Source organism: Phyllobacterium sp., from assembly GCF_037994405.1.
Lineage (GTDB): Bacteria > Pseudomonadota > Alphaproteobacteria > Rhizobiales > Rhizobiaceae > Phyllobacterium.
The window spans coordinates 1-16818 of sequence record NZ_JBBNAN010000139.1 but is presented as its reverse complement, the minus strand read 5'-3'; the positions used below and the strand labels follow the sequence as shown (position 1 = coordinate 16818).

Annotated in this window: 16 protein-coding genes; 8 read left to right on the top strand and 8 right to left on the bottom strand. The window is 57.3% G+C overall.

Annotation, left to right across the window (positions count from 1 at the left end; genetic code table 11):
- The first annotated feature begins 112 nt into the window (after nucleotides 1–112).
- Complete coding sequence (locus tag AAAC48_RS08600; protein ID WP_340653781.1) at nucleotides 113–1180, top strand: DUF2252 family protein; 1068 nt, start codon at nucleotides 113–115, stop codon at nucleotides 1178–1180.
- A gap of 173 nt (nucleotides 1181–1353) precedes the next feature.
- Here AAAC48_RS08600 and AAAC48_RS08595 read toward each other — a convergent pair whose 3' ends face one another.
- Complete coding sequence (locus AAAC48_RS08595; protein WP_340653780.1) at nucleotides 1354–2241, bottom strand: NmrA/HSCARG family protein; 888 nt, start codon at nucleotides 2239–2241, stop codon at nucleotides 1354–1356.
- A 100-nt stretch (nucleotides 2242–2341) separates the two neighbouring features.
- Between AAAC48_RS08595 and AAAC48_RS08590 the strand changes: the two genes are divergently transcribed.
- Nucleotides 2342–3268, top strand: coding sequence for a LysR family transcriptional regulator (locus AAAC48_RS08590; protein WP_340653779.1), 927 nt, complete (start codon nucleotides 2342–2344; stop codon nucleotides 3266–3268).
- Between the two features lie 181 nt (nucleotides 3269–3449).
- On the opposite strand, the gene AAAC48_RS08585 is transcribed toward AAAC48_RS08590, so the two are convergent.
- From AAAC48_RS08585 to AAAC48_RS08565, 5 genes are all read right to left on the bottom strand, one after another.
- Nucleotides 3450–4418 (bottom strand): tripartite tricarboxylate transporter substrate binding protein, encoded by a 969-nt coding sequence (locus AAAC48_RS08585; RefSeq protein ID WP_340653782.1) that lies wholly within the window; start codon nucleotides 4416–4418, stop codon nucleotides 3450–3452.
- A gap of 418 nt (nucleotides 4419–4836) precedes the next feature.
- On the bottom strand, nucleotides 4837–5664 hold the full coding sequence (locus AAAC48_RS08580; RefSeq protein WP_340653778.1) for an ABC transporter permease: 828 nt from the start codon (nucleotides 5662–5664) through the stop codon (nucleotides 4837–4839).
- 2 nt (nucleotides 5665–5666) lie between these two features.
- On the bottom strand, nucleotides 5667–6902 hold the full coding sequence (locus tag AAAC48_RS08575) for an ABC transporter permease (RefSeq protein WP_340653777.1): 1236 nt from the start codon (nucleotides 6900–6902) through the stop codon (nucleotides 5667–5669).
- Nucleotides 6903–6950: 48 nt separating this feature from the next.
- Complete coding sequence (locus AAAC48_RS08570) at nucleotides 6951–8000, bottom strand: ABC transporter substrate-binding protein (protein ID WP_340653776.1); 1050 nt, start codon at nucleotides 7998–8000, stop codon at nucleotides 6951–6953.
- Nucleotides 8001–8035: 35 nt separating this feature from the next.
- The gene (locus tag AAAC48_RS08565; RefSeq protein WP_340653775.1) at nucleotides 8036–9139 is read right to left on the bottom strand and encodes an ABC transporter ATP-binding protein; all 1104 of its coding nucleotides are present in this window, start codon (nucleotides 9137–9139) and stop codon (nucleotides 8036–8038) included.
- A 340-nt stretch (nucleotides 9140–9479) separates the two neighbouring features.
- Here AAAC48_RS08565 and AAAC48_RS08560 point away from each other — a divergent pair, with 340 nt between their 5' ends.
- The 4 genes from AAAC48_RS08560 (at nucleotide 9480) to AAAC48_RS08545 (ending at nucleotide 13670) form a co-directional block, all read left to right on the top strand.
- Entirely contained in the window at nucleotides 9480–10868 is a 1389-nt protein-coding gene (locus tag AAAC48_RS08560) for a PLP-dependent aminotransferase family protein (RefSeq protein WP_340653774.1), read from the top strand.
- A 9-nt stretch (nucleotides 10869–10877) separates the two neighbouring features.
- Nucleotides 10878–12119 (top strand): FAD-dependent oxidoreductase, encoded by a 1242-nt coding sequence (locus tag AAAC48_RS08555; protein WP_340653773.1) that lies wholly within the window; start codon nucleotides 10878–10880, stop codon nucleotides 12117–12119.
- A 162-nt stretch (nucleotides 12120–12281) separates the two neighbouring features.
- Nucleotides 12282–13202: a polyphosphate kinase 2 gene (ppk2, locus tag AAAC48_RS08550; protein ID WP_340653772.1), complete on the top strand. Its 921-nt coding sequence runs from the start codon at nucleotides 12282–12284 to the stop codon at nucleotides 13200–13202.
- 189 nt (nucleotides 13203–13391) lie between these two features.
- Nucleotides 13392–13670 (top strand): HigA family addiction module antitoxin, encoded by a 279-nt coding sequence (locus tag AAAC48_RS08545; RefSeq protein ID WP_340653771.1) that lies wholly within the window; start codon nucleotides 13392–13394, stop codon nucleotides 13668–13670.
- A 116-nt stretch (nucleotides 13671–13786) separates the two neighbouring features.
- Here the strand turns inward: AAAC48_RS08545 and pepT are convergent, their stop codons facing one another.
- Entirely contained in the window at nucleotides 13787–15013 is a 1227-nt protein-coding gene (gene pepT, locus AAAC48_RS08540) for a peptidase T (protein WP_340653770.1), read from the bottom strand.
- Nucleotides 15014–15143: 130 nt separating this feature from the next.
- Nucleotides 15144–15362 (bottom strand): hypothetical protein, encoded by a 219-nt coding sequence (locus tag AAAC48_RS08535; protein ID WP_340653769.1) that lies wholly within the window; start codon nucleotides 15360–15362, stop codon nucleotides 15144–15146.
- 108 nt (nucleotides 15363–15470) lie between these two features.
- Here AAAC48_RS08535 and AAAC48_RS08530 point away from each other — a divergent pair, with 108 nt between their 5' ends.
- Complete coding sequence (locus AAAC48_RS08530; RefSeq protein ID WP_340653768.1) at nucleotides 15471–16343, top strand: LysR family transcriptional regulator; 873 nt, start codon at nucleotides 15471–15473, stop codon at nucleotides 16341–16343.
- Nucleotides 16344–16481: 138 nt separating this feature from the next.
- Nucleotides 16482–16818: CYTH domain-containing protein (locus AAAC48_RS08525; protein ID WP_340653767.1), on the top strand; the 337-nt coding region annotated here is incomplete at its 3' end.

The window sequence follows — 16818 nt, the reverse complement described above, 5'->3', positions numbered from 1 at the left end:
ACTCAGATGGGCTCTCGAACGGCCCCTGACGATTATTCTCCGGTGCAAGGCCAAGCGGATATGTGAGCTATATGCTCGTCATAGAGCAGATTGCTGAGAGGAGCGCCGTACCATGTCCCTTGTCGATGATGTACTGGAATATGGGAAATGGCTGCGCCAGCAATGTGCCGTGGTCGAGGCAGGGCTACGCAAGAAACACAATCGGATGGCGCGCGATGCGTTCATGTTTTTCCGCGCCACATGCTTCCGGTTTGCGCGAAAGGTAAAGGATGTCGTTCCGGAACTGGGAGATGCCACGGAGGTGCCGAGCGTCGGCGACGCCCACATCGAGAATTGGGGAACCTGGCGCGACGCGGAGGGGCGGCTGGTATGGGGTGTCAACGACTTCGATGAAGCTGCCAGGCTGCCCTATACGTACGACCTTCTGAGACTGGCGACGAGTGCGCGCTTGGCGCCCGGCTTGCCGGGCACCAACCGGGAGAGGGTGGCCGCAATCCAAGAGGGCTATCGACGTGGTCTCGATGCGCCCGGGCCTTGGCTCGTTGATGACGAAACGCCCTGGATGCAGGCGCTTGTCAACCGCCCGGCTGCCAAAGCCGGCGCGTTCGGCAGGGAATTGGCTTCGCTTCGGCCCGAACAGCCGCCGGCCGCGGTATCTGAAGCATTGTGCGGGCAACTCCCTGCGGGTACCGCTGGGATTGAATTTGGTGCATGGCAGCGCGGTGGCGGCTCGCTCGGCCGCCCGCGTTATGTCGCCACCGGCACCTGGAAAGGCGGGCGCGTGGTGCGGGAGGCCAAGGCACTGGTACCTTCGGCGTGGGAATGGGCGTCGGAATCGATAAGGCACGACAAGCTATTTCTAGCGATGGCAAAAAGTCGCTATCGGGCTCCTGATCCGTTCCTGGCGGTTGGCTCGGGGTTTGTCATCCGCCGTCTGGCACCCGATTCTGCAAAAATCGATCTTTCGACCGGGGAGGCACATGCCTACGGGCCGGAATTATTGCGCGCAATGGGTGCAGAACTCGCTTCAATCCACTTGGCAAATGACATCGATGTCGACGCAATACACCGGGACATGGACAAGCGCGGGCGGGAGTGGCTTTTTCTTGCTGCAAAAGCGGCCGAAAACGCCGTGCAAACGGATTTCCAAAAGTGGCGCGCCTATCACAAAAGCCAATGACCGGAGAACAAGATGGTTTTTCGTTCGTGGGGATCGATTGCGCGCTATCATAAGCGCGATCACCCGGCCGGCGCTTGTGATGTCATCAACGATGCTGGAAGCGGATCCTGACCCTAGTTGCCTACAAACCCGCTTCCCCCATTGTCTCATGGGCCGATAATGTCAGCAGAAGCTTAGTCTGCAGAAGACGTCCGTTTGAGAACGCTCCAGTCAAACCCGCGAGCCCAGTCGGTAAAATTGTGCCAGTGCACTTCGGGGAAATCTCTCTGCAATGCAGCGATATCGACATCATAACCGACACGCTCGAACCACTCAAACATCAGTGCTGCATCCTCACTTTGCTGGCGCATCGCGGCAATCGGGATTTGCTGATAATTTATCGGGCGGCCGATCATCTTCGATAGAATTTCAGCCTGCTTTTCGCCGGACAACTCGTCCCCGGCGATATCGAAACGCATGCCGAATACCTGCTCGCGGCGCTCTGTCAGTGCTGCGACGAAAGCTCCTATGTCTGCCAAAGTCACCAACTGCAAGACGCGTTTGGGAGGCATTGCCATAGCGTGCGAACCTTGGCTTAACGCACCGAGGGACCACGGCGCGACGGTATTCTCCATGAAGGCGACTGGCGCACTGATGGTATAGGGGATGGCGAGTCCAGCGACATGTTTTTCGATGATGTATTTGCTTTCGAAATGCGGAATGCCGGTCTTCTTATTTGCGTCCGCGACGGACGAATAGATCAAATGCCCCACATTAGCCGCCTTCGCCGCATCGGCGGCAATGATTCCCTGGCGGATTTCCTCTTCTACACCGGCCTCGTAGCTGTTGCCCATCAGAAACATGGTGTCGACGTCGCCTGCGGCTCTTAGAATGGAAGTAGCGTCACCGAGATCGCCAACGACGACGTCAGCACCCTCTGACTTCAACTGGCGCGCAGCATCGCTATCCGGCTTACGGGTCAGCGCCTTGACGCTATGTCCTCTGGACAGCAGTGCGCGGGCAACTGCTCCCCCTTGCTGACCTGTTGCGCCAGTTACCAGAACGCTTCGTTTGGTGGTCATGTGTCTGATCCTTTTTGTTTCGCATGGAGCAAAGTTAGGATTTGTGACATTGGTTCATAATAGACTATAATTGGAAAACATCGTCTCAAATTTGGATATAATGATCGATCTCAACGATATCGTGGTGTTCGCTCGCGTCGTCGAGGCTGGCAGTTTCACCGCTGCAGCGCGCCTGCTGGGCATGCCCAAGACGACCGTCAGCCGTCGCATTGCCGTGCTTGAGCGTGAAGTCGGGGTTCGCCTGCTTCAGCGCACGACCCGCAGCCTTAACGTGACGGACGCAGGACGTCTTTACTACGAGCAGAGCAGTCAGGCGCTGCGGACGATCGACGATGCGAATTTGCGCCTGGCGGAAGCGAGAACAGAGCCGTCGGGGACAATTCGCATTTCGGCTCCTGTCGGCTTTGGCGGTTATTTCCTGACCAGCACAGTGTTCGATTTTCTTGCGATATATCCAAAAACCAACGTCGAACTACGCTTAACCGACGACAAGCTCAATCTTATCGAGAACGGAATCGATCTGGCTTTCCGTACCGGGACCCTTCCAGACTCCACGCAGATCGCCCGCAAGCTCGGCTCCACGCATAGAATTCTGTGCGCCAGCTCGGATTATCTCGCGCGTCGTGGCGTACCGGAGCAGCCAACGGACCTCGTTCGTCATCATTGCGTCATTGCAGGGCCGTCGACAGGAAGCGCTCACTGGGTTCTGGACGGCCCGCATGGCCAGGAAACAGTCACGGTGGCTGGACGCTTCGCCGCCAATGAAATGCAGGCGGTCGTTGCTGCTGCGATTGCGGGCTACGGCATCGCTCAACTGCCCCGCGCGATCGCCGAGGCATCCATAAAGGTTGGGGAATTGCGCCGCGTTCTCGATGATTACACAACCTTGTCTGGCGGCCTCTATGTCGTATTTCCGAGCAGCCGACACCTCTCACCCCTGATCAAGGCATTCATCGACCTTGCCGCCAAAAAGGTAAGTACCATCGGGGCCAGTGAGAACGACGAGTTACTGCCCGCAACGAATTGAGGTAATCCCAGCCGGCAATTTGGCAGTGAACAGATTATACCGCCAAATTGTGCGTTTGCTCCGGTCAGTGCTGACAAGATCCTCCCTGCGCAGCGGGGCGGTAGTTGCGATGGGTCAAAAAGCAGACGCCGCAAGAGGAACCTTTTTTGTACGGGCTGCAGAGCCCGTTGCGGCCGTCATATTAATCCAGCGTCACGCCCGTACTTTTCACAATAGGCTCCCATTTTTGGATCTCTGCTTTTACGTGTGACGCCAGTTCGTCCGGTGTCGAACCGACAATCTTCGCACTAAAGTCCTTCATACGTGAAATGACACCAGGATCGGCCAAAGCAGTCTTGGCTGCCTCATTGAGGCGCGCCACAATCTCAGTCGGGGTTCCCGCAGGCGCAAATAATGCATTCCAGGTATAGGTCTCATAACCTGGCACCGTTTCATCGACAGTTGGAATGTCGGGAAAAGAAGGAGCCCGATCCTTTGTGGTGACACCAAGCGCTCTCAACGTCCCAGACTTTATATGGGATGAAGAGGATGGCAGGTTGTCAAACATGATGGATACCTGGTTTCCAAGAAGGTCGTTTAGGGCAGGACCCGCGCCCTTGTATGGAATATGCTCCATAGAGACCCCGGCCATGCTCTTGAAAAGTTCGCCGGATAAATGAAGCGGAGTGCCGTTTCCGGACGAGGCGTATGAATACTTGCCAGGATTCTCTTTGAGCAGCTGAATTAGATCCTTCACGTTGTTAGCCGGCAATTGCGGATTAACAACCAAGACATTGGGGACAAGGACCAATAGCGAAATTGGCGCAAAATCAGCTACAGGATCATAAGGTTTCGCTTTCAGCATGAGTGGATTGAGTGCATGGGTTGCAACTGTTCCCATGAGGATAGTGTAACCATCCGGATCCGCTCTGGCGACCCGGTCAGCTCCCAGATTGCCGCCTGCACCCCCAACATTTTCGACTATCACTTGCTGCCCGAGGGTAGTCGACATGCTTGCTGCCACCAGACGGGCAACCAGGTCAGTCGAGCCACCAGCCGCAAAAGGCACCACAAGGGTGATCGCGCGATTTGGGAATGTTTCCGCTGCAGACGGTAATACTGATGCGATCACCGAACCTATCGTTAATCCTAGAATAACGCGTCTATTCAATGCCACAAATACCTCCCTCGTGAATTCGATGAACCTTATGCTTAAGGTTCATCTCAAGAAAAGACCATCGAGCAACCATTAACACAAGAAGACCTATGAAGGTATTTCAAAATCGCTGCGTATCCCAGCAAGTGGCGCGTAGAATATTAGCGTCGATCTTCGGGTCGAGAGCGAGGTCTGCTTCCGGTTGCTCCACCAATTCCGCCCACCGCTTCGCCCTTTTCCAGTATCTTGGGGTCAGGACGTGTTAATCTGGTCGATATGGCGCCTGAAACGGCGGCAAGCATGTGTGTCGAACCGTTCTGCCGGGGAGAATCGATCGCAAAGCGTTGTTGGTCGTTAGCCCCTAACGGACATCGAGGCGTTGGCGGCGTTATTCCGATTTCGTGGACATCGAGACGGAACAAAATTCCTCATCTCACGCGAGAGGTTTTGCCTTCTTGCCACCGCGTCTTGCCAGAAGATTGGCAACCACGAGCAATATGATCGAAAGCAGCATCATCAGCGTTGCGGCGGCGGTGATTGCAGGGCTCAGCCGTTCGCGCAAGCCAATGAACATTTCGAGCGGCATCGTTCGCTGGTTGGCACTGGCAAGAAACTGGGCAACGACGACTTCGTCGAAGGATGTGACAAAGGCAAAAGCTGCTCCCGACAGGACGCCGGGCAGGATCAATGGCAGCATCACCCTGTAGAATGCAACGACAGGTTTCGCGCCGGCAATCGAAGCGGCTCGCATGAGGTTGCGATCAAATCCCGTCAGGCTGGCCCCCACGGTTACCACGACGAAGGGGCTGGCGAGCGCCGTATGAGCGAGGATGATCCCGATATAGGTGCTGGCCAAGCCAACCCTTGCGTAGAACAGATAAGACCCTACGGCCGTGATGACCACCGGTACGATCAGCGGGGAGATCACCAGCGGCATGATGATGCGCCGCGCCGGGAATCTGTCGTTCGCCAGCGCAATCGCGGTCAATGTCCCGAGCGCCGTGGCGAGGGCGGTCGTGCCGAAGGCGATGATGAGGCTATTGCCTATCGCATGCTGCCAGCGTTCGGTGCCGAGAACTACCTCGTACCAACGGGTGGAAAGCCCTTCCAGCGGAAACACGAAGAAGGCTCCGCTGTTGAACGAGAGCGGTACCGGAATGAGGATCGGCACCATCAGAAAGGCGATGACGAGCGCGCCCCAGAGCCACAGCAACGTAACCCGTATTCGTTCACCGATCGTGGGATAAGGAGACAACAGCATGATCAAACCGGCTTCAAGCGATCGAGACCGAGCACGCGGGCGAACACCGCATAAAGTCCCATGGTGAAAACGAGGAGGATGAAACTGAGCGCCGCGGCCATTTCCCAATTCAGTTCGACATTGACGTAGTTGGCAATGAAATTGCTGATCAGCTGGTCGCCAGCGCCGCCGATAAGGGCCGGGGTAATGTAGTAGCCGAGGCAAAGAATGAATGTCAGGAGGCAGCCTGCCATGATTCCCGGCACCACTTGCGGCAGATAGACACGCAGGAACGAGGTCAAAGGCCTGCCCCCGAGGGAATAGGCTGCCCGCATCTGCGATGGCTGAATGGTACGCATGACACTGTAGATCGGCAGCAGCGTGAACGGCAATTGGATGTGGGTCATGGCAACGATGAGACCGAGGCGGCTGTACATCAGATCAAGCCTGGTGCCGGTCACGCCGAGCCAGAGCAGAATGTCGTTGACGAGGCCGAATTTCTGCAAGAGCACCGTCCAGGCTGCCGTCCGCACCAGAATTGATGTCCAGAATGGCAGCAGCACGGCAACGATGAGAATTGCACCAACGGTCTTTGGCACACTGGCAATGAGGTAGGCGAGAGGAAAGCCCAGTATGAGCGTCGCAAGCGTAACCGTTGCCGCGACGAGGAAGGTACGGGCGAATACACGCAGGAATATGGCCTGCTCCGGTGGTACCCGTTCGATGCTGCCATCCGCGTTCCAGCGAAGGTCAACCGCGCTCAAGAGATAAAATGAGGTGAGGACCTGTCTTCCTCTCTCGATCGTCGCCCATGTGCTTGGGCTGGTCCAGAACGGGACGGATTTGACGAGCGATACGGGGTCGGTGATACCTTCCTTGTCGAGCGCGCGGGCGGTCTTGAGGATCTGGCTGCGCGCGCCGGGCAATCGCGCGTTCAAGTTCTTGGCAAATTCCGCGAGGTTTCCCTTCTGCTGATTGGCTTTCAGATCGGCGGCGAGCGCTTCAAAGGTTTTATCGTCGGGAACTCCGCTTCCGTTCCAGCTCTGCATCGCAGCGCTGGTGAGGGGCAAGGCATTGGCGATCGTTGGGTCATAGACCGCCCGCGACAGGAGAATGACAATCGGGATGCCGAAACTGAGAAGCAACAGGGCCAGCAGCGGTGTGGCAAGCGCGAACGAGCGCAGTCGTTCGCGTGCCTCGGATCGGCGGATCGCCGCCACAACCGATCTGGCGTCGGCGGTGTTCGGGGCAGTTTTCATGAACTGCCCCCGATCCAAGTCGGTGGGCTGGGCCGTAGACATGTCGGACTATTGAGCCAGCCAGGCATTGAAGCGCTTGACCAGATCCTCACCATAATCGCCCCAGAACTCGGTATCTGCGACAAGATATGACTTCATGTGGTCCGGCGCATTTGGAAGCTTGGGCAGCGCATCCTCGGCCACGAACTCGGTGGCGTCGGCCCTTACCGGCCCGTAGGTGATGAAACTTGCGAGCTTGGCGTTGTTCTCGGGCTTGCTAATATAGGCGAGATATTTATAGGCAAGCTCAGGGTTCTTCGCGCCTTTCGGGATGCTGATCATGTCATATTCGAGGATCTGGCCATCCCAGACAATCTTGAACGGCTTTGAATCCGTGTCGATCGCATTCTGGATACGGCCGTTCCATGCCGTCGTCATCACCACTTCTTTTGAGGCAAGCAACTGCGCGGGCTGTGCGCCGGCATCCCACCAGACAATATCGCCTTTGATCGTATCCAGCTTCTTGAACGCGCGGTCAACGCCTTCGGGGGTGGCCAAGACCTCGTAGACCTGGTTTGCCGGAACACCATCTGCCATCAGCGCCCATTCGAGATTCTGTGCGGGGAATTTTCGCATGGCGCGCTTACCCGGGAACTTCTTCGTGTCGAAGAGGTCGAGCACCGATGTTGGAGCTTCCTTCAGGACCGTCGGGTCATAGGCGAGGATGTCGCCATAGGCGTCGAGTCCGACGCCGCATTTGAGCGCGGAGCCTTCAATGAATTTGGACTGGTCGGCAATTTTTGAATAATCGAGTGGCTCAAGGATGCCTGCGTCACAACCCTGCAGGACCGTGGCCGTCTCAACCGTAACGAGGTCGATCGGCACGTTGCCCGTGTCGACCATGGCTTTGACCTTGCCGAGATCACCAAGATATTCCTGCTCGACAATCTTGACGCCGGTTTCCTTGCTGAATGGCTCGAACCAGGCTTTGCGCTGCGCGTCCTGCCAGGCACCACCGCTGGCCATGATCGAGAGTTCCTCGGCAATTGCCGATTGGCCGAAGAGTGCGCAGGCGGCGACCGTCGCCAAGGCAACGGAATGAAAAGAATGACGTTTCATGAGTTCCTCTCTTGTTCTTAGTTGAATTCCTGACCCTAATGCTGTGCCGGAAATGCGCGGCAATCCCTGTACGACCAGCCAAGCCCAATTCGTTGGCCTTGTGTCGTAATGGTCTCGGGACCAACCTTCACGCTCAGCAACTGGCCGTTGTCGAGCCGTGCCAGGAGCCGCAGATGATCGCCGAGATAGATTCTTCCTTCGACGGTCGCCTCGAAATCGTTCTCTTCATTGGAAGCGGCAGCGATCCGAATACATTCCGGACGGATGGCGACCTGGCACGAAGTTCCGTGCGCCCCAATCTCGATGGCCGTTGCGCGGATGTGTCCGCCGCCCGTCAAGGCCACCTGGCAGACATCGCCCGAAACCTGGTCAACAACGCCTTCAAGCGTATTGTTCTCGCCGATGAAGCTCGCGACGAAGGGGCTCTCCGGCCGGTTGTAGAGACTGTCCGGCGTGCCGATCTGGGCGATGCCGCCGTTGTTGAACACAGCGACGCGGTCCGACATGGTCAGCGCTTCACTCTGGTCATGGGTCACGTAGACGATGGTCACGCCCAGCAGGGAATGAAGCTGCTTGATCTCAAGCTGCATGTGTTCGCGCAGTTTCTTGTCGAGCGCTCCTAGAGGTTCATCCATCAGGACAAGGCTCGGCTCGAATACCAGGGCGCGGGCCAGTGCGACACGCTGCTGCTGCCCGCCAGAAAGCTGACCAGGCCGCCGGTCGGCGAACTTCCGCAACTGGATCATATCCAGCGCTTTATCAACGCGGCTGGTTACTTCGGCCTTCGAAAACTTGCGCACCGAAAGCGGGAACGCGACGTTTTCCTCAACCGTCATGTGCGGAAACAGCGCGTAGTTCTGGAAGACCATGCCAATGTTGCGTTCGTAAGGGGGGCGCCGATCGACGGATTGCCCGTCCAACATGATGCTGCCATTGGTTGGACGCTCGAATCCCGCCAGCATGTTCAGCGTCGTCGTTTTGCCGGAGCCCGAGGGGCCGAGCAATGTTAGAAACTCGCCCTTTGCCACATGCATGTTGAGCCGTGTGACGGCAAATGTGCGACCATCGTAGGACTTCTCGACATCGATGAATTCGACAAAGCGATCAGCCTCTGCATGCAAAGCGCTGCTTGCAGCCAAAGTTTGGAATTGCCTGTTCGTATGCGCGACCATCATCGGACCGGGTCACCAGTGACACGGTGCGACGTGCGTGGATTGACTGTTAGCCTCCGCGTTGGTGCACACAACCAAGGGTTTGGGCACATCTGCTCCTCCTAGGGGATCGTTGAACTTATATGATCATACAATCTGCCGATAGCGAGATAATGAACCATACAAACGGTATGTCAAGACCTTATTGTGTGGTGTTTATGCGCAAAATCTGTGTTCATTTCGGAATTGTCCTACATGAATTCGATTGTTTGGTCATTTGTCGTATGGTACAAGCCGGATGTTAACTGCACAGAATGGCTCAATATCGATGATGCAAGATTTGCAGCTTTCCGGAGGGGAGGGCCCGGTTTACCGTCGTCTGGCCGACGCAATAGCCGACCGGATCGCAAGCGGCCTGCTCGCTGCCGGGGAGCGATTGCCGCCCCAGCGCGAGATCGCCCAAAGCCTTGGAATCAACGTTACGACCGTAACGCGAGCTTTCTCGACGCTGCAGGAGCGCGGGCTGATCGACGCACGGCCAGGCAGGGGCATGCTTGTCGCTGAGCAGAAGAGCAATGCTGGTCCCGGCTTCGTTTCAGCTCCGAGCGAAGAGGCAGGTGTCGTCGACCTTTCGATCAACCGGCCCGCCACCAACGCCTATCTCGACGTTTTCACGGCGCTTCTGCCCCGACTTGCCAGGAATCGCCACTATGCTGCAATTCAGGACTACCATCCTGCCGAAGGACCACTTTGGGCACGAACCGCAGTGGCGGAGTGGCTGAAGCCGGTCGCGGGTGACGGCGATCCCGGGAGGGTCGTACTGACAATCGGTGCGCAGCATGCCCTTGATTGTGTCCTCAGTGCAGTGGCCCAGAAAGGCGACGTCATTCTAGCCGATGAAGTGACGTATCAGGGGATCAACGCCCTCTGCCGTTCGCACGGCATCGACCTGCGCGGACTTGCTATGGACAAGGGCGGAATGCGGCCCGATGCCTTCGATGCCGCCTGCGTACAATGGCGACCAAGAGCGGTTTTCCTCGTGCCCAGCCTGCACAATCCGACAACAATCACCCTCTCGGAAGAACGACGAATGGACATTGTTGAAATAGCGCGGCGGCATAACGTGCTGATCATTGAAGATGATGTCTACCGCCCGCTGCTCAACGAGTCCCCGCCATCGTTCGCCAATCTCGAACCGGAGCTGACGGTCTATATCGGCGGGTTTTCCAAGTGCGTGGCACCGGGACTGAGGTTTGGCTTCGTCATCGGCCCGCGATTCATGATGGGGCAGGTGGCGGCGGCGCTGCGCATCAATTGCTGGAGCGTCAATCCGATGGCGGCGCTGATCGCGACCATTCTTCTTGAAGAGGGCACTGCGGTCGAAATCATCGAGGCTCAGAAAGCAGAGCTTTCACAACGGCAACGCATTCTCACCGAAATGCTCGGTGCCTTCGATCTTCAAACCGACCTGACCTCAACCCACGCGTGGTTACACTTGCCCGAACCCTGGCGCGGTGCCAGCTTTGCCCGCACGTGCCTGCAGCGAGGCGTTGGTGTCTTGCCGGGCGATGCCTTCGCAGTCGGGCGCGAGCCCGTGCAACATGGCGTACGCATCAATATCGGTGCGGCGCGATCGCGGGATGACTTGCGGCGTGCGCTGAAGACAATGCGTGAATTGCTGGAAGCGGGGCATCTGCAGATTCCGGGCTTCGTCTAGGAGAATCTCGTGAGCGAGGCGAAGAGGATTGAAATCGCAATCATTGGCGCTGGGGTCATCGGTCTCTGCATCGCATTGCGACTGGCGTCCGAAGGACGCGAGGTCGTTCTGATCGATCCGCACGAACCTGGCTCCGGGGCTTCGTTCGGCAATGCCGGAACATTTGCAGACTATGCCTGCGTGCCGGTCGGCAACCCGGACGTTTTGAAAAACCTGTCGCGGCTCCTATTGAATGCCGACAGTCCATTTTCGCTGCGTTGGGCCGCGCTCTTCCAACTTGCGCCTTGGCTGGTGCGGTTTGTGCATCAATCGTTGCCTGCCGCTGCCCGGGCCAATGCTGTCGCGCTGGCAGAGCTGCTGGCGGAAGCCCTGCCGGCTTGGGAAGAGATGGCGGTGGAAGCTGGGGCCGAAAAGCTCATGCACAGGAACGGGTGTCTCTATCTGCAGCAGAACACGAAAAATCGCTCCAGCGGGTCGTGGGCTCACAAGACTCGATGTGAACTCGGCGTGCGCCAGGAAACACTCAATGCTGAGGAGGTGGCCGCGATGGAGCCGACGCTTCCGCGGTACGACGGCTCCGGTATCTTTTTCCCGGACTCGATGAACGTCACTGATCCGAGCGCCTTGATGGAGCAGCTTCTTGGCGCCGCGCGAGCCAGGAGCGTGGGCGTTCGAAGATCGCGCGTGACCAAATTTAAGCTCAACGGGGATTGGACGCTTCTAAGCGGGCCGGATCTTGATCTGAAGGCCAAGACCGTTGTGATTGCAGCTGGCGCTTTTTCGAGGGAACTTGCCTTGCTTGCCGGGGACCGGATTCCGCTTGAAACCGAACGCGGTTATCATCTCGAATATGCAACGGAAAGGCCGCTGCTCCAGCGTCCCGTTTGCCCCACCCATCTCGGATTCTACATGACACCGATGGCGGGCCGGCTGCGGGTTGCCGGCACGGTGGAACTTGGCGGAACCAGTGCGGGGCCCACTCGGTCACGGTTTGAGCTTCTGGGTCGCGGAGTAAGGCAGTATTTTCCCGAATTGGACTGCGCTTCATCGAAATGGTTGGGTTTCAGGCCATCACTGCCGGATTCGCGGCCGGTCATTGGACGGAGCCGCAACAGCGAAAATGTAATCTACGCCTTTGGCCACGGCCATCTCGGACTGACCTTGGCGGCGATCACCAGCAGATTGGTCGCAAGCTTCATCAACGGCGACACGGACCCGTTGACGACACGCTTCACACCAGAACGATTTTGAGGCGATAGTTGGGCCGTATTTGAACGCGCTTGGAACAAGTCAGCGCCAACAAACCATCGATTGCTGCCTGCCTGGCGACTTGACGCTTCGCGTTCAAATTACTTTCATAGTTTTGGCATAAAGCGATCCAAGAACAGCAAATAGCCCAGCCGGAGGGATGACATGAACTATTCCAAGGACAAGTCTGAAAGCCCGGATTGGCTCGAAGCGGAACTCGCCGATACGCTCGACGAAGATTACGAGCTCGAACTCTCCGAGCCGGCTCTTTCGGAGGAAATCCGCAAGATTTACCGCAAGTCGCACCCCCCGACGATTCCGCGGATCGATTATTTCCGCGCCTTGCTTTCCCTCCAGGCGGAACTGATCAAGCTGCAGGACTGGGTTGCCTATCACAAGGAGAAGGTGGTCGTGATCTTCGAGGGGCGCGATTCCGCCGGCAAGGGCGGCGTTATCAAGCGCATCACCCAGCGGCTGAATCCCCGCATCGTGCGGGTGGTGGCGCTCCCGGCTCCATCGGACCGCGAGAAGACGCAATGGTACTTCCAGCGTTACGTGCCACATTTGCCTGCCGGCGGCGAGATCGTGCTCTTCGATCGCTCCTGGTACAACCGTTCGGGCGTCGAGAGGGTCATGGGCTTCGCGACCGAGGAGCAGGTGGCGGAATTCTTCCATGACGTACCCGAATTCGAGCGCATGTTGGTGCGCTCCGGCATCCGGCTGGTGAAGTATTGGTTTTCCATCACCGATGAGGAGCAGCAGATGCGGTTTCTGGTGCGCATCCATGATCCGCTGAAGCAGTGGAAGCTGTCGCCGATGGATCTGCAATCGCGTGTGCGCTGGGAAGCCTATACGAAAGCCAAGGAAGAAACATTCGCCCGCACGAATATTCCCGAAGCACCTTGGTATATCGTTGAGGGCAATGACAAGAAGCGTGCCCGGCTCAACTGCATGGATCATCTGCTTCAACAGATTCCCTATGAGGATGTGCCGCACGAAGACATCACCCTGCCTCAGCGGGTGTTCAATCCCGATTACGAGCGCAAGGTGCTGCCGCCGGAACTCTACGTACCGCCAAAATACTGAGCAAGCATTCGCTTTAGATTTTCCAACGCGCTTGTCCGCGAAATGTTTGTCCCAATCGACGTAGGGTTCCGATTATTTTGGCGGCGGAAATGTGGCGCTGCCGCTTTCGCGTCACGGTTTTTTCATTCGGCTGACACGCAGTCCGGTTATGATTCGATCTCGTGATACGAACCTGAATGGCGAGACACAATGAGCACATCAGCAAATCGGTGGACGCCGCACTGGGCGATCCACCCCGGCCAGCATTTGCTTGAATGCATCGAATCGCATGGACTGTCGGTGGAAGATTTTGCGCGGTCGACTGATATACCGGTGGCGACGATTGACGCCGTCATCGCCGGCCGGTACCCGATCACACACGACATTGCACTGCGCATCGAGCGAGCGCTGGGCATCATGCCGGACCTCTGGTTTGTCCTGCAGTCAAGATGGCACCTGCATCAGGAAACGTTCCAAGTGCCGGCATAGTTGCGCTTCGAACGCCGCCTTTGGCCATGCTATCGAGGCGGCGCGGTCGCGTTACCGTCCGACCGGTGACTGGGCCACACGCGAAGATCTCGTATTATCTCTACGCAAGAAGCGGATCAGGCGCGTTCTTCCCAGATTTTTGCCAATTCGACGAGCGTCTTGACGCCTCTCTCCATGTCTTGCCGGCTGACCCATTCCAGCGGTGAGTGAAAGGCGTGGCCGCCCGCGAAGATGTTGGCACAAGGCAAGCCCATGAACGACAGCCGTGAACCATCGGTGCCGCCTCGTATGCTGCCGCGAACCGGCGCCATGCCGGCCCGCCGAATTGCCTCTATGGCGTATTCGACGATTTCCGGATGACGGTCGAGGATGGCCTTCATGTTGCGATATTGCTCCTTGACCTCGAAGGTGTAGGACGAGCCGGGATAGTCCGCCATGACATCTTTGATGATGTTCTCCAGCATAGCTTCCTTGACCGCGAGGCCATCATCGTTGAAGTCGCGGACAATAAGGCTGAGGACTGCCTTCTCCATCGAACCGGTCACGCCCGTCGGGTGCACGAAGCCCTCCCGGCCTGCCGTTGTCTCAGGCGCGGCGTCCTTGGGCAGCCGGCTGATGATTGCACCAGCGATCTTGATGGCGTTCTCCATCTTTCCCTTGGCGAAGCCCGGATGGATGGCGACGCCTGAAATGACAATCTCGATGCCGTCGGCGGAGAACGTCTCATCTTCGATATGGCCGGCCGTTTCGCCGTCGACGGTGTAGGCGAACTTTGCGCCGAGCTTTTCGAGGTCGACCTTGTCTACCCCGCGGCCTATCTCCTCGTCCGTCGTGAAGAGGAGCTTGATCGTTCCGTGCCTGATGTCCGGATTGTCGACCAGGAGTTGTGCTGCCGTCACGATCTCGGCAATGCCGGCCTTGTCATCAGCGCCGAGGAGTGTCGTGCCGTCGGTCGTAATGATGTCGTTGCCGATCTGGTCGGGCAGCGCCGTATGATCGCTGACGCGAATGATCTGCTGTGGAGAAAGCTGGATGTCACCGCCGCGGTAGTTTTTCACCACCTGCGGCTTGACGTTTGTCCCGGTGAAGTCGGGTGCGGTATCCATATGCGAGCAGAAGCAGATCACCGGTACCGGCTTGTCGACATTTGATGGAATGGTTGCATAGACGTAGCCGTGTTCGTCGAGATGCGCATCGGCCAGACCGATTGCCAGCAATTCCTCGACCAGAATGCGGCCCAGGTTCTTCTGCTTATCGGTGGAGGGCTGCGTCGATGACTTGGGATCCGATTGGGTGTCGATGACGACGTAGCGAAGGAAGCGATCGGTAACAGTATCGGTCATGGGCTTTGTCCATTGTTTGCTTGTCAGCGATGGACTGCTGTAGCCTTTGCCAGCGTTGCCGTGAATACATTTTCGCCTTTTTCGATGCATTTTGCAGAACGTGGCGAAACGGAAATCCATCCTGGGACGTTCACCAATAGTCGTCCCTTGATCTTTCACGATGCGTACCTACCAGATCCACTCTCGGGTGACACAAGCCTGTAATGTAAAGGGCTTCTTCTCTGGTCATGCCGACGTCCCGCAGCAAATGATCGCTGGGCTTGTCCAGCATCAACATCAAATCCCGTTCCTTCCCGGCATTACGCCAGACTTTCAAAAGCTTCGATATGAAATATGGACTGGTTGACATCAGGTGATCTCCTTGCGGCCTCATGCGGGATGTTTCGCCAGTTATTGACATTTAACAAACAAATAGAAATTATATCTGTCATATGGAATTTTCATCGATAATTCGCTTATGACGCCGCCCCTCGACAGCGATCTGCTTCGCACCTTTCTGGCTGTAGCCGCCAGCGGCAATGTCACACGCGCGGCAGAAAAAGTGGGACGAACCCAGTCCGCTGTCAGCATCCAGATCAAGCGGCTCGAGGAGACGCTGGGTGAGAACCTGTTTGAACGCGGGTCGCGCGGCGTGACATTGACACCGCAGGGCAGGGCATTGCTGGTCAACGCCACCAGAATCATCGGGCTGCTGGATGAAACTGCGGCGAGCATGAGAGCAAAGCCACTCGGCGGTCCGGTGCGAATTGGAATTCCTGAGGAGTATGGCTATACGGTCTTGCCACGCGCCCTGGCAGCCTTTGCCAATCAGCATCCGCAAGTCGAGGTCACCGTCAAATGCGGATATTCGGCAGCGCAACTTGCTGCAATCGACGCCGACGAACTCGATCTTGCCGTTATCTTCGATCCCGAGCAACCGGCCAACGGGGAAGTGCTGTTCGTCGATCCAACGGTCTGGGTGACCTCGGAGGTGCATTGTGTGCATGAAAATGCGGTCATACCGGTCGCGGTCTATGAACGCTCGAGCTGGTGCAAGAAATATGCGATCGGTTCGCTGGAAGACAGCAGAATTCCGTATCGCATCGCCTATAGTTGCGACACGAGCGGCGGGCTGAAGATCGCGGTGGTTTCAGGATTGGCGATTGCCCCGCTTGCCAGCAGCAATATTCCGCTGGGCTGCCGCGCCCTGACCGAGTCAGATGGCTTTCCGGTGATTGATTCATCCAATGTCGTGCTAAGGCGCAACCCCCGCATGAAAAGCGATGCCATTGAGGGGATGGCTGAGGTCATCCGGGATGCATTTCGACCGATGGGTGCCGCAATAGTCTGAAGAAGCTCCGTACAGGGCCTGCAAAACGGCTGCGGCCACTACCAATGCTGAACATATTCGATAACATGCCAATGGTTTAACAGGGCGGGTTGGCTGGGACTCAGGATGGCGACGTCGGTTCGCAGTACCGGAAAACACATGGGCAACGGCGATGTCGTGGCGGCGTCCTACTCCGCCCCAGTCGAAACCGAACTGAAGTTGCGCGCCACTCCCGGCGCTCTCGACCAGGTCCGTGCCTCACCTGCCATTTTGCAGTCAGCCCGCAACAAGGGGCTAATCCGCCGGTTGGAAGCGACGTATTATGATACGGCGGATCATCAGCTCTATGACGCCGGCCTGTCCTTGCGAGTTCGGCGCAGCGGCAAACGCTTTACGCAAACAGTCAAACGTTTGTCGCACCATGGTCCGCTGACCCGCGACGAGTGGGAAACGCCGGTCGAGACGCCAGCCCCTGACCTTAGCGTGTTGCCAACGG

Coding starts and splice junctions, on each gene's coding strand:
- AAAC48_RS08600 (WP_340653781.1), top strand. CDS start 113: ATGTCCCTTGTCGATGATGTACTGGAATATGGGAAATGGCTGCGCCAG.
- AAAC48_RS08595 (WP_340653780.1), bottom strand. CDS start 2,241: ATGACCACCAAACGAAGCGTTCTGGTAACTGGCGCAACAGGTCAGCAA.
- AAAC48_RS08590 (WP_340653779.1), top strand. CDS start 2,342: ATGATCGATCTCAACGATATCGTGGTGTTCGCTCGCGTCGTCGAGGCT.
- AAAC48_RS08580 (WP_340653778.1), bottom strand. CDS start 5,664: ATGCTGTTGTCTCCTTATCCCACGATCGGTGAACGAATACGGGTTACG.
- AAAC48_RS08575 (WP_340653777.1), bottom strand. CDS start 6,902: ATGAAAACTGCCCCGAACACCGCCGACGCCAGATCGGTTGTGGCGGCG.
- AAAC48_RS08570 (WP_340653776.1), bottom strand. CDS start 8,000: ATGAAACGTCATTCTTTTCATTCCGTTGCCTTGGCGACGGTCGCCGCC.
- AAAC48_RS08560 (WP_340653774.1), top strand. CDS start 9,480: ATGATGCAAGATTTGCAGCTTTCCGGAGGGGAGGGCCCGGTTTACCGT.
- ppk2 (WP_340653772.1), top strand. CDS start 12,282: ATGAACTATTCCAAGGACAAGTCTGAAAGCCCGGATTGGCTCGAAGCG.
- AAAC48_RS08545 (WP_340653771.1), top strand. CDS start 13,392: ATGAGCACATCAGCAAATCGGTGGACGCCGCACTGGGCGATCCACCCC.
- pepT (WP_340653770.1), bottom strand. CDS start 15,013: ATGACCGATACTGTTACCGATCGCTTCCTTCGCTACGTCGTCATCGAC.
- AAAC48_RS08535 (WP_340653769.1), bottom strand. CDS start 15,362: ATGTCAACCAGTCCATATTTCATATCGAAGCTTTTGAAAGTCTGGCGT.
- AAAC48_RS08530 (WP_340653768.1), top strand. CDS start 15,471: ATGACGCCGCCCCTCGACAGCGATCTGCTTCGCACCTTTCTGGCTGTA.